At 44.5% G+C, this 13,032-nt stretch carries 14 protein-coding genes; 13 read left to right on the top strand and 1 reads right to left on the bottom strand.

Annotated features, from left to right (window positions below; translation table 11 throughout):
• Positions 1–137 precede the first annotated feature (137 nt).
• The 11 genes from C7R73_RS04080 to C7R73_RS04030 all read left to right on the top strand — a co-directional run bounded on the left by C7R73_RS04080 (position 138) and on the right by C7R73_RS04030 (position 10,133).
• Positions 138–692, top strand: coding sequence for a dihydrofolate reductase family protein (locus C7R73_RS04080; RefSeq protein WP_106449252.1), 555 nt, complete (start codon positions 138–140; stop codon positions 690–692).
• Positions 693–846: 154 nt separating this feature from the next.
• On the top strand, positions 847–1,806 hold the full coding sequence (locus tag C7R73_RS04075) for an alpha/beta hydrolase (RefSeq protein WP_106449251.1): 960 nt from the start codon (positions 847–849) through the stop codon (positions 1,804–1,806).
• Positions 1,807–1,857: 51 nt separating this feature from the next.
• Positions 1,858–2,205: a cyclophilin-like fold protein gene (locus C7R73_RS04070; protein ID WP_106449250.1), complete on the top strand. Its 348-nt coding sequence runs from the start codon at positions 1,858–1,860 to the stop codon at positions 2,203–2,205.
• A gap of 250 nt (positions 2,206–2,455) precedes the next feature.
• Entirely contained in the window at positions 2,456–2,914 is a 459-nt protein-coding gene (locus tag C7R73_RS04065) for a nuclear transport factor 2 family protein (protein WP_106449383.1), read from the top strand.
• Between the two features lie 5 nt (positions 2,915–2,919).
• A complete protein-coding gene (locus tag C7R73_RS04060) occupies positions 2,920–3,882 on the top strand; it encodes an SDR family NAD(P)-dependent oxidoreductase (protein WP_106449249.1) in 963 nt (320 codons plus the stop codon).
• Complete coding sequence (locus C7R73_RS04055) at positions 3,875–5,479, top strand: phytoene desaturase family protein (RefSeq protein WP_106449248.1); 1,605 nt, start codon at positions 3,875–3,877, stop codon at positions 5,477–5,479. The genes C7R73_RS04060 and C7R73_RS04055 overlap by 8 nt, the downstream gene beginning before the upstream one ends.
• A 195-nt stretch (positions 5,480–5,674) precedes the next feature.
• Positions 5,675–6,751 (top strand): ribosome small subunit-dependent GTPase A, encoded by a 1,077-nt coding sequence (gene rsgA, locus C7R73_RS04050; RefSeq protein ID WP_106449247.1) that lies wholly within the window; start codon positions 5,675–5,677, stop codon positions 6,749–6,751.
• 18 nt (positions 6,752–6,769) lie between these two features.
• Entirely contained in the window at positions 6,770–7,090 is a 321-nt protein-coding gene (locus tag C7R73_RS04045; RefSeq protein WP_086985620.1) for a DsrE/DsrF/TusD sulfur relay family protein, read from the top strand.
• 288 nt (positions 7,091–7,378) lie between these two features.
• Positions 7,379–7,981 (top strand): TMEM175 family protein, encoded by a 603-nt coding sequence (locus C7R73_RS04040; RefSeq protein WP_106449246.1) that lies wholly within the window; start codon positions 7,379–7,381, stop codon positions 7,979–7,981.
• 273 nt (positions 7,982–8,254) lie between these two features.
• On the top strand, positions 8,255–9,283 hold the full coding sequence (locus tag C7R73_RS04035; RefSeq protein ID WP_106449245.1) for an RNA-guided endonuclease TnpB family protein: 1,029 nt from the start codon (positions 8,255–8,257) through the stop codon (positions 9,281–9,283).
• Between the two features lie 244 nt (positions 9,284–9,527).
• Positions 9,528–10,133: a hypothetical protein gene (locus tag C7R73_RS04030; protein WP_106449244.1), complete on the top strand. Its 606-nt coding sequence runs from the start codon at positions 9,528–9,530 to the stop codon at positions 10,131–10,133.
• Here the strand turns inward: C7R73_RS04030 and C7R73_RS04025 are convergent, their stop codons facing one another.
• A complete protein-coding gene (locus C7R73_RS04025) occupies positions 10,134–10,421 on the bottom strand; it encodes a hypothetical protein (RefSeq protein WP_192875237.1) in 288 nt (95 codons plus the stop codon).
• 121 nt (positions 10,422–10,542) lie between these two features.
• Here C7R73_RS04025 and C7R73_RS04020 point away from each other — a divergent pair, with 121 nt between their 5' ends.
• Positions 10,543–11,382: an ADP-ribosylglycohydrolase family protein gene (locus C7R73_RS04020; protein WP_106449243.1), complete on the top strand. Its 840-nt coding sequence runs from the start codon at positions 10,543–10,545 to the stop codon at positions 11,380–11,382.
• A 214-nt stretch (positions 11,383–11,596) separates the two neighbouring features.
• Positions 11,597–12,991, top strand: a complete 1,395-nt coding sequence (locus tag C7R73_RS04015) for an alkaline phosphatase (RefSeq protein ID WP_205076460.1) — start codon at positions 11,597–11,599, stop codon at positions 12,989–12,991.
• Positions 12,992–13,032: the final 41 nt, after the last annotated feature.

Raw genomic sequence — 13,032 nt, 5'->3', positions numbered from 1 at the left:
TTTGCATTTAACACCTGTTCACGGCTCACTATATCGAAATATATCTCCAAATTATCATCCTTGTTGAAAATAGACTGATTATTGTCTTTATAAGGATTATTAAAACCGACAAAATAAATTCAGATAGGAGAAAGCACATGGGAAAAGTTATTCTAGGCCTGACCATTTCTTTGGATGGATTTGCGGAGGATAGTAATGGCAGTGTCAATACGTTGTATGCAGATTTGGATTTGCTGAAGGAAACGGAAGTCATGAAGGAGTCGATTTTGACGACCGGGTCGGTTGTGATGTCCCAAAAGGAATATGGGATGGCGGAAGATCCTGATTGGTATGTCGAGTATGAATACCAAGTTCCGATATTTGTCTTTACCGATAAGGTTCCAGAAAAGCACCCAAAAGAATCAGACAAGGTAACTATTACTTTTGTAACAACTGGCGTCGCTGATGCAATCCTCCAAGCCAAAGCGGCAGCGGGTGAAAAAGATGTGAACATCATAGGCAGCGCACTGACCACACCGCTCTGTTTAAAAACCGGTTTAATAGATGAATTGCAAGTTGATATCGTGCCTTGGTTTTTACGGACCGGCTTTCGGCCATTCGAGGATCTTGAAAACAGTGATGTCAAGTTGGAGAGGGTTCAGTTGATTGGACTCCCGGCTGGAAGAACGCATATCAGTTACAAAATCATATAAAGCCATACTGCATTTCTATAGTTCCTATTTTCAACCTCCAAATTATTTATGAAAAAACATTTGACTTCACGTTAAGGTTAAGTCGTAGAATCAACTTAAGCTCACTGCTTAGAGATTAAACGAACATAATCATGAATAATTTGGAGGAAATGACATGACCGAGAATACGTACAGAACTTTCACACTCAGCGATAAGGTAACGGTTGAGCAGGTCACTTTCAAAAACCGCTACGGCATAACCGTCGCGGCGGACCTATATTTATCAAAAGACATCGACACATCCCAAAAATATCCTGCCATTATCGTCGGCACCCCATACGGTGGCGTAAAGGAACAAGGCGCAGGGATATATGCGCAGAATATGGCGGAACGCGGATTTGTGGCAATAGCGTTCGATGAATCCTATAACGGAGAGAGCAGCGGCGCGCCAAGGCATATATCGTCTCCGGATATCTTTGCCGAGGACTTCAGTGCGGCGGTGGATTACATCGGCACGCGTCCATTTGTGGACAGGGTTAAGATCGGCGTGATCGGAATCTGCGGCAGCGGCGGGTTTGCAGTGACAGCGGCGCAGGTCGACACGCGGATCAAAGCGGTTGCCACCGTCAGCATGTATGATATGAGCCGGGTGATGCGCTACGGCTGGGCAGACAGCATGAGGGATGAACAACGCACACAGCTGTTTGACCAACTAGGTGAACAACGCTGGAAAGATTTCGAGGGCGATGAACCGGAATTGACGCCAGCCTTCCCAAGCGAGCCGGTGTATGCTATCCCTGAAGGAATGGATCCGATCAGCAGTGAATTCTTCGGCTATTATGCGATGAAACGCGGCTTCCACCCGAACTCGATCGGTGCCTTCACGAAGACGAGCGCCATGGCTTTCATGAACTTCCCGTTGATGAACTACATCCAGACGATTTCTCCTAGACCGATTCTGTTCATTATCGGTGAGCATGCGCATTCGAGATATTTCAGTGAGGATGCCTACAAAATGGCTACCGAACCGAAAGAACTGTTTGAGGTTGCCGGCGCCGGCCACGTGGATCTGTACGACAGAACGGATCTGATTCCGTTCGATAAACTGGAGTCGTTCTTTACCGAGAATTTGTAAAGTTCGGCTCGTGCTTTTTCTGAATCAAATCCACTGGAAAGGGATGATACGATGCCATCAATGACAATCAAAATCGGAAACACCGGTTACCCTGTAGCTCTGTACGAAAATGCAACGGTGCAGGCGTTGACGGATAAACTGCCGATGACTCTCGAAATGGAAGAGCTGAACGGAAACGAAAAATACTATTATTTTCCGGACAGCCTGCCCTCGGAATCCAGAAGAGTGGGCAGCATCAAGGCTGGGGAATTGATGCTGTACGGTTCCGACTGCCTCGTGATTTTCTATAAGGGATTATTGACCCCATACAGCTACACTCCAATCGGTCGGATCGAAGACACGGTTGGACTTGCCCATGCGCTGGGACGTGGGAGTGTCGAGGTCACGTTCAGCAACTGATAATAGCGTCAAGCGAGAGATGGGATAAACCATTTCTCGCTTTTTTATATTGTTGTGAATGGTTGTGCATGATATAAAGATGTATGTTTGGAAAAGTGACCAAGAACCGCGATATAACGGTATTTTTAGCTGGTTTTTCTTTTATGGACTCTCAAAGTCGGGAAAACTTCGTCACTAGGGATGTCAGCAACGATATGCTAAAATAATAGAAAATAGGTGAATTCATAATATGCAGAAAGAGACGATGTATATGGAAGAATTTAAAATAGATAAAGAGTTCACACTAACACTGGAACTTGTAAAAGAACTTTGGACAAAAACCTATAATACCGATGGAAAGCCTGATTGGTCACACATCTTACCTTATTATGACGACAATATTTACTTTAGAGATACAATACAGGAGATCAGAGGTATTGCTGCATTCAAGGCAATGACTGATAGACTGACAGAGCGCTCAAAAGATTTAAATATGAAATTAGTTAAAGCTGTGCAACAGGGGAATGATATATTTATCGAATGGGAGATGACAATCAGCTATAAGAAATATCCTAGTTCCATATTATATGGTCTTTCAAGATTAACCATAAATGAGAATGGTAAAATTATTGAGCAACGAGATTATTATGATCTGTGGGGAGATATATTTGATAACATTCCGTCATTCGGTAAAAAGTACAGAAAATTCATGAAGAAAAAATTTGGGTGACAAACATGAAAAATAATGGGATAAAATTCGGGAAATATTTTAAAAAATATCGTCTGGCCAATGTGATGGCAATGATAAAAAACAACTCTAAAAGCCCACTGATTTGTTTGGATGATTGCAAGGGTAAGTTGGTTGTCATAACGGGTGCTACTTCTGGAATTGGTTATGCCGCTGCTAGAAAGTTTGCCTCAAAAGGTGCTGATTTGATTTGCATCAACAGAAACAAAGAGCGCTCAGAAGCTTTGAAGCATGAAATTGAGAGTGAGTATAAAGTAAATTGTGATTATATTTTGGCTGATTTTAGCATCATGGATGATACATATAAAGCTGCTTATAATTTGCTGGAAATTGAGAAACCAATTGATATAATTATTCATAATGCTGGCATTTATCTTACAAAACGACAAATCACTTCAAATGGAATCGAGAAAGTCTTTATGGTAAACTACCTTTCGTCTTTTATCATGAACTACATCTTAAAAGATAAACTAAAATCCCAGGGGAAATGTCGAATTATATTGGTAAACTCAGAAGGCCACAGATTTGCGGCTTGGGGGATGCGTTTTGATGATCTGGATTGGTCAAAAAGACGTTATTCCGGTTTGAAAAGCTACGGTACAGCCAAGCTCGCTGAACTCTTAGTAATGATAAAATTTGATGAGTATTTCCGAGGCTCGGGTGTAACCATTAATGCAATGCATCCTGGAGCTGTAAAAACAGCCACAGGACAGGATAATGGTCCGTTATACAAGTGGTTCAAGTGGAATGTATTGGACAAAGCTTTAAACCCTGTTTCGGTTGCAGCAGAAGCTCTATACTATTTAGGGGTTTCTGAAGATCTGGAAACAGTTAGTGGTGAATTTTTCAATCTTACAACTCTTGAAGAACCTGCTCCACCAGCGTTAGATGTTGAAAATGCAAGAGTTCTGTGGGAAATAAGTTTGAAAATGGGGAATTTGAATGGATAATGCGGAACAAAAAAGATATGATGCCATAATTGTAGGTGGAGGACTTGCCGGGCTTACATCTGCTGTGTTTCTTTCTCAATCAGGCAAGAAAATTTTGCTTATAGAAAAAAATGCCGAATTTGGTGGCTTGGTAAATTCATTTGAAATGGATGGTTTTGTTTTTGATGCTGGAGCCAGAGCAATTTTAGGAGTCGTTTTAGCTATGCTAAAAGACTTGAATCTTGATATTGATGTTGTCTCAAGCAAGGTTTCCCTTGGCGTTGAGGATAAAATCATCGGCATTGAAGACTCAAATTCTGTTGGCGAATATAGAGAGTTGTTGGTAAGCCTATATCCTGATAGCGTTGAGGATATCGATAAATTCATAGAAGTTATGATTAAAATAATGAAACTGATCGATATTATATATGGTATTGATAATCCATTATTTAAAGATATCAAGAGAGACAAAGAGTACTTCTTCAAAGAACTTTTGCCATGGTTACCGAAGTTTATGTTCGCAATGAACAGGATTGAAAGGCTTTCCAAACCTTGTGATGAGTATCTCAAAGAACTTATTAAAGATCCGTCACTTATAGATATCATTTCACAACATTTTTTTAAAGGCACACCAACATTTTTTGCATTGAGCTATTTCACGTTGTACAGCAGCTATGTATATCCAAAAGGTGGTACAGGAAAGCTTGCCGAAGCACTAGCGGAAAAAATACAAGAGTTCAAAGGTGAAATAATCACCAATACTGTTGTAAAAAAAATTTATGCCGACCAACAGTTTGTTGTCGATGAGAATAACAACGAATACTATTATAAAGACCTTGTTTGGGCTGCAGACCTAAAAACTTTTTACAATATTACTAGTCTGGGTAACTTGGCCCCAAAAATAAGGGGAAAGTTTGAAAAAACAAAAGAATTGATAGCTAAAGGCAGGCCTAGCGAATCTGTATTCTCGCTCTATTTGGAAGTTGATTTACCAGTGTCTTATTTTAAGAAATCTTTTAATGGACATCTATTTTACACACCATCAAGAAAAGGTTTGGGGAACATCAATAAAAGTGAGCTTAAGGGAATGTTGGAAAAATGGGGAGAGATAGATAAAGAAGAAGTTCTTTCCTGGCTGGATCGTTTTCTAAAATACAACACTTATGAAATAGCAATCCCGGCTATAAGAGATTCTAACCTAGCTCCAGAAGGTAAAACGGGTTTAATAGTCAGCCTGCTTATGGAGGCTGAATTGTTTTATAAAGTTAAAGAATCTGGCTGGTATGAAGAGTTTAGAGAGGAAATTGAAAATAAAGTAATAAGTGTGCTTTCTGAAAGTTTATGCCCTGAGTTAAAAGATAAAGTGGAGAAGCAATTTTCCTTTACACCTTTAAGTTTTGAAAAAAGAGTTGGGAGTACTGGCGGGGCTATAGTAGGATGGTCTTTTGAAGCTCCGATCCCGGTTGTTTATAAAATGCAGCAAGTAAACAAATCAATAAATACGCCTATTCCTAATATTTATCAAGTAGGTCAATGGGCATATAATCCAGCTGGAACACCTACATGCATTATTACAGGTAAATTAGCCGCTGACAGGATAACTAAAAAAAACAAGTAATAGACTATAAATCAGAGAAAAGCTGTCTAAATTGGACAGCTTTTTTTGCACCGCTTTACTCGTATCACACTGAGGGCCAGTCCCTGTATTCATTGGTGAAAGTGGAATGGATGAAATGCCTTCAAATGGTGTACACTAGTATCAGGGATTAAATCAAGTAAATAAAAAATTTACTGATAATGAGGTAGAGGGATCATGACTGATAGATTAATTAACTTAGGATTCACGGACAGGTTCGCGCAGGAGGCGACTCTTTATCCGGACCTGCATCCGGCAAGAGTCATCGCGCAATATAAGGAATTGTACCGAGTTGCGACCGCTGAATCGGAGGTGCTGGCGGAAATATCCGGGAAAATGCGCCATGCTGCAGTCGAAATGTCGGACTATCCGGCAGTCGGCGACTTTGTGATGATCGACCGGAATGTGGGAAGCCAGGATCATGCCATCATCCACCAGACACTGGCAAGGAAAAGCGTGTTTATCCGGAAAGCAGCCGGAAAAGCGCATGACGTCCAGGTTGTGGCGGCGAACATCGACATTGTCTTCATCTGCATGTCGCTCAACAATGATTTCAATCTGCGGAGATTAGAACGCTACCTTGCAATCGCGTGGGACAGCGGGGCAACACCGGTTATTGTGCTGACGAAAGCAGATCTGTGCGCGGATATCCCGGAAAAGCTGAATGAAATCGAGACGATCGCATTCGGGGTCGATGTGCTGGTTACGTCGAGCCTGAGCGAGGACGGATATACGGCTGTCCTGAAATACATCACCCCGAGCCAGACTGTCGTTTTCATAGGTTCATCCGGTGTGGGAAAGTCAACCTTGATCAACCGGATCCTTGGGGAAGCCTTGATTGAAACGCGGGAAATAAGAAGGGACGACAAAGGCCGGCATGCAACCACAAATCGGGAGCTGTTCCTCATTCCGACGGGCGGTTGCATCATCGACACGCCGGGCATGCGCGAACTCGGATTGGAGAGCGCGAACCTGGCGAGGACGTTCGTCGACATCGATAAGTTGGCGGAAAAATGCAGATTCAAGGATTGCAAGCACGAAAACGAACCGGGCTGCATGGTCAGGAAGGCGATCGAGGAGGGCACGCTGACCGAAGAGCGGCTGCAGAGCTACCTGAAGCTCAAGAAGGAAGCCAAGTACGAGGGCATGAATTCTAAACAGATCGAAAAGGAGAAAATCAGCACCATGTTTTCCGACTTCGGCGGCATCAAGAACGCCAAGAGGTACATCAAATCAAAAGATAAGGGCAAATAAAAAATTGGAGGAATCGCAATGAAATTAGGAATCATCATCGAAACAAAGGAATACGAAAAATCCTGGAACGCCATGAGGTTCGCCGTGACCGCGAAGAAGACCGGACATGAAGTGAAAGTCTTCCTGATGGGCGAAGCTGTCGAAATCGAAAATATGACCCATGAAAAATATGATGTGGCCGCGCAGGTACAAGCTTTCGACGAACTGGACGGCGAAATTTTGGCCTGCGGCACGTGCCTGAAGTCACGCAACATGGAAGGTTCGGAAGTTTGCCCGATCAGCACCATGATTGATTGCGTCCAGATGGTCGAATGGGCGGATAAGGTCGTTACTTTCTGAAAAATCAGTAGAATCCAAGTGATTCTGCACATTATGTAGGCTTAAATGTGCAGAATCTTATTCCTTAAGGCACAAAGAGTGCGGGGAGATACTGTGATTACTATATGGGCGGTCAAGTGGATGAGGAGTATGCCCACAAATGCGAAACCTATAGCATCAAAAGCAAGGACTTAAATATTTGCTAACAAAAGTGATAAAATAAAACTATAAGAATTTACAGCTCATAAGATGGGATATAGGTATCGACGAAATAATCATTACAGCAGGTTATACAGAAGGGGAATTGCTATGGGGAAAAATCGGCTAGAAGCTTTCAGCGATGGTGTGTTGGCAATCATCATCACTATCATGGTCCTGGAATTAAAGATTCCGGAAGGGCAAGGGATAGCGTCACTTTTGTTGATACTTCCAACGTTCTTGAGCTACATACTGAGCTTTATTTATGTCGGGATATATTGGAACAATCACCATCATCTGCTGCACACTCTTCAAAAGGTGACAGGTCCTGTGCTCTGGGCTAACCATCATCTGCTTTTTTGGTTGTCGCTGGTTCCTTTCGCATCTGGTTGGATGGGAGCAAACCCTGCTGCAACGGTGCCCGCAGCACTGTATGGCATAGTGTTGCTGATGGCTTCGATTGCCTATAATGTGCTGCAAAAACTGATCATCAATACTGAAGGGGTTAGTTCGACGCTAAAGCAGGCCATCGGAAATGACACAAAGGGTAAAATATCCATGCTGGCCTACATGATCGCTTCCGGTTTAGCAATCATTCAACCTTGGATTGCCCAGGCATTGTACGTGATTTTGGCATTGCTCTGGTTAATCCCTGACAGAAGAATTGAGCGCATGTTGTACAGCACCGAAAAAGATGGGAAATCAAGAAAATAAATGATAGTTTCAATTCATCAAGCTGGACGGTTCAGACGCGGCATTGTTTTAGTGAACAACTGAATCCAAGTGCAACAAAAAAGGACGCAACGACAATCTGAAATTCTGACTGTCCTTGCATCCTTTTTCTATATCATACTTACAGATTTTGAAGGTGAGAAAGCCCACCACGGTATGTCGAAACCGCCTTTAAAGGTGGGGTGATAGGATCTTTTTTTTTGCTTTACAGAACGTTAGTTCGTATAATGGAGGTATCTCAAGCAACGGAAAGAAGTGTCGCAAATGAAGACGGTCCAAATCAAACTAAAACCGACGAAGACACAAGCCACGGAACTGAAGCGGCTCTCGGTGGAATACATCCGGCAGGCAAATGCATTGATCCAACAGGCAATCCGTGAAGAAAATTTCCCTCGGGTCACTTCAAAACACATCGTATCGGACATCCCTTCGGTCCTAAAAAACGAACTGATTCGGTATGCCAAAAGCAAACACAAGCAGTTCGGAAAGTGTACCTTCAAGAAACCGATGCTTTCGTATAACAATCAGAATTTTTCGGTGGACGCAAACGCCATCCGTTTTCCAATCATGGCAGACGGAAAGGCGAAGAAAACGGCCATCAAGGCCGTCATTCCAGAAGAAATGTTCGCGTTGCTTTGCGGATCCAAAGTGGGATCTTTGCGGATCACGAAGAAAGGCTTCCATTGGATGGCGCAAATATCCGTCCCTACCGAAGACAAAGAATTTGTCGGCGAAGGGATTCTCGGCGTGGATCTGGGCATTCTTTGTCCGGCGGTAGGCGTTGTCGCTGCCGATGGCAAGACTCAGTTCTTCGGCAACGGCCGGCAAAACAAGCATCTACGCAGGAAGTACAAAGAACTCCGCCGCCAATTGGGCAAGCAGAAAAAGGTCAATGCCATCCGAACCATTAACGACAAGGAATCCAGAATCATGCGAGATATCAACCACAAGATTTCCAGACAGATAGTCACGTTTGCAGCGGAAAACAACTGCGGCACCATCCATCTGGAAAACCTTTCCGGCATCCGCCGGACCTCAAGGCTAAGAGGAAAAAACAAAGCGAATCTGCACAGCTGGACCTTTTACGAATTGTCTTCCTTTATTGGATACAAAGCCCGTGAATTCGGGATAAAAGTGGTCTACATCAAACCTGAATATACGTCCCAGACTTGCCCATCGTGCGGGGAGCGCAACAAGGTGAAGGACCGCAACTATCATTGCGATTGCGGGTATCACGCCCACCGCGACAGGGTCGGCGCCCTGAACATTGCCAAAACAATCTAACCGATGTGGTCATAGTATCGGTGCCCGTGGGTCTAAACGACCTGCCACGGGAGGGGTGATGGCACACCCTAAACTTGAGACTTGAACAAAACAGAAATGGCCTGCGTTCGGTAAAGTACTCAAGAATCCCACTGCTTTAGTGGTGGGAGTGTCAACTTTTTGTGCGTAATTTTATAACCTCAAAATTCGTGCTAGACTGATGATAAGAACAGCACAAATAAATCATTTTAAGGGGAAGAAAACCATGAGTATAGCCATGAAAGCAGAAGACTTTATCGCAGTTGGTTCCTTTATCGAAAACGTAACTATTGAAGGTGTTGAAGTGCTTAGGGTCATAAAAGATCTTAAAATCGAAGCGTTTGATGAGCCAACGTATGCTAGAGTGACCGGCAGCAACTTCAAGAACGGCACGATCGAAGTGAAAGTATTGAGCCGGCTTTTGCCGGACGCCCCTGAATTCGCCAGAGGGTTCCTCGGTATTGCGTTCCGCATCGATGAAAACAATGAGCGTTTTGAATCACTGTATATTCGCCCGACGAACGGCAGGAATGAAAATCAATTGAGAAGGAACCGATCCACACAATATTTCTCATACCCTGACTACAAATTCGACAGACTCAGAGCCGAAAGCCCAGGGGAGTATGAATCATACGCCGACATGGGTCTGGATGAATGGATCGATCTGAAGGTCAAGGTAGACGGCGAACATGCCGAATTGTACGTGAACAATTCGAAGCATCCCGTATTGTTGGTCAATGACCTGAAACACGGACCGGATAAGGAAGGTGCCATTGCACTATGGGTTGAAGAAGGGACGGAAGGGTTTTTCAAGGACTTGAAGGTCTATTGATCATTTTCCGTTGCGGTCGTGCCCTTTCATCATCATCGGCATCATCACAAACATCATGATCGGACAGATAAGCGGCGCGATGCTCAGCAAGATTCCTTGATAACCGATCAGCGGCAAGCCGAACAGTAGCAACAGCGGCAGTCCGCAGCACAAGGCCAAGTGGAGAAAGTGGTTTTTGTGGCTGTGCTTCGATGTTTTTGCGTCGTTGTGGTCATGGGTGTTCTGCTGATCGGCGGATTCTGTCGGGAGGTTCTTTTCTTCTCGGTTATTATTTTTGCAGCAATTCATAGGGTCATCTCCTTGTTAACTTTAATTAATATAGTTATACATCTTCAATGTGTGGATGATATGTAGATAGTGATTTTCTCAATTTTAATAAATGCACAGATTTTGAGAAGGAGGACTTCCTATGTTGGGCGCAATCATCGGGGATATCGTCGGTTCCCGCTTCGAATGGCATAACCATAAAGACAAGGAATTTGAACTGTTCACGGAAGATTGCCGGATGACGGACGACAGCATCATGACGATTGCGGTCGCCAAGGCACTGATGGAAACGGAGAAGGCACTGAAATCTGTGGCTAAAGGGCAGGAATGGAACAACGAATATTATATCTTGTTGGAGAAAATGAGCATCCAATATATGCAAGCGTTCGGGCGCCGCTACCCAGATTGCGGCTTCAGCCGGGCGTTCTTCCAGTGGATCATCAGCGATGATCCGCAGCCATACAACAGTTACGGTAACGGGGCGGCCATGCGGGTCAGCACGGTTGCGTATGTCGGCAGAACCCAAAAGGAGATTCAACATCTTTCCGAAACCGTAACGGGTGTGTCACACGATCATGCAGAAGGTCTGAAAGGTGCGGAAGCAACGGCAATAGCGATCTTTATGGCGCGCTCGGGCTCGTCGAAAGATGAAATCAGAAACAGGATTGCGGAAAATTACTACCCGCTGAACTTCACACTTGATGAAATCAGGGACGCCTACCGCTTCACTACGGATTGCCAAGCGACGGTTCCTCAAGCAATCATTGCCTTTCTTGAATCGACTTCGTTCGAGGATGCCATCCGCAACGCGGTATCGATTGGCGGAGACAGCGATACACTGGCCGCCATTGCTGGTGCGATCGCGGAAGCTTTTTATGGCATTCCTGAACAGATCAAAGAGCGTGCATTGGGCTACTTCGATACGGAAATGCTCTCGGTGTATGAGGAATGGTTTCGGTTTATAAAAACCAAAAATCAGTAACCAAAAGGAAAGCCTGTGGATCAATTGCTGATCTGCAGGCTTTCCTTTTTGCGTCCACCTGATTCGATATTTTAATTAACTATTTTTTCACAAAGTTTACAGAAAACATAAATACTGTTAACAAGAAAATGACATTCGAGGAGTACACTGAAATGGAAAGCGAAAGAAACAAGTAGGCTATTTTTGGGTATGCGATATGAGGAGGAATTGGAAAATGGTAAACAAAAGAATCAGAAGATCAATTACGGCAGCTTTGGTGGCAGGGGTTATGAGCACAGCGACGGTTGTTCCGGTTATGGCTGCCTCAAACAATAATGCGAATTTGACCGGCAACGGCAAAGATGTCAAGAATGTCATTCTGATGATTTCCGATGGCTGGGGATACAACCAAATTTTAGCGACGGATTACTATACCGAAGGGAAAGCAGGCACACAAGTCTACGAAAACTTCCCGACACAATTGGCTTTGAGCACTTATTCGCTGGGAGATTTGACGACGGAAGACAATGCTGATGGTGTGTATGATCCAGCTACTGCTTGGGAAAATTTCAACACGTTGATGAACAACCCGACTGACTCTGCCGCTGCGGGTACAGCGATGTCAACTGGCGTGAAAACCTATGATGCCGCAATCGGTGTCGATGAGCAGCCCGAAGATTTGACGCATATGACACAAGATTTTGAAGATCAAGGCAAGGCGACTGGTGTGGTCAGTTCTGTGGAATTCAGCCATGCGACGCCAGCGAGTTTCGTGGCGCATCACGAGAGCCGCAATGATTACAGTATTTTGGCGAATGAAATGATCAAGGATAGCGCGACCGACGTCATCATGGGTGCCGGAAATCCACTTTACAACGATAATGGTGATAGTGTAGCTGCACCGAACTACAAATATGTGGGTGGAGCAGCTACGTGGAACGGATTGGTTGACGGATCATTGGACGTTACCGATGCGGACGGCGACGGGATTGATGATGCTTGGACACTGATCCAAAGCAAAGAGGAGTTCGAAGCGCTTCAAACCGGTGAAACAGCAAGCCGCGTCATCGGAGTGCCGGAAGTCTATACGACTCTGCAGCAGGCCAGAGGTGGAGATGCTAAAGCCGATGCTTACGCAGTGGAGCAAAACAGCAACGTACCTGGCCTTGATGTTATGGCGACAGGCGCTTTGAATGTTCTGGATAATGACGAAGACGGCTTCTTCCTGATGGTCGAAGGCGGAGCGATCGACTGGGCAGGGCATGCCAATCAGAGCGGACGCCTGGTCGAAGAACAAGCAGCCTTCAATGACTCCGTAGAAGCTGTATACGAATGGGTAGAGGAAAACAGCAACTGGGGTGAAACGCTACTGATCGTTACCGGCGACCATGAAACCGGCTATCTGACGGGAACGGCAGGTGTGTATGATGAAGTGGTGAGCAACGGAACAGGCGTGATGCCGACGATGGCATGGAATTCCGGGAACCATACCAACCAACTGGTTCCATTTTTTGCGAAGGGTGCAGGCGCTGAAATCTTCAAGAAAGTTGCCGACGAAACGGATCCTGTAAGAGGCGCTTACTTGGATAACACGGAAATTTCCGAAGTCATCCGCACGTTGATTGACTAACACATAGTAGCTGAGGACTTTTCGAAATATCAAAAAAGACT

It is taken from the genome of Trichococcus alkaliphilus (assembly GCF_003008695.1).
Taxonomy (GTDB): Bacteria; Bacillota; Bacilli; order Lactobacillales; family Aerococcaceae; genus Trichococcus; species Trichococcus alkaliphilus.
Note: the sequence above shows the minus strand (reverse complement) of the source record. Positions and strands in the feature narration are given on the sequence as shown.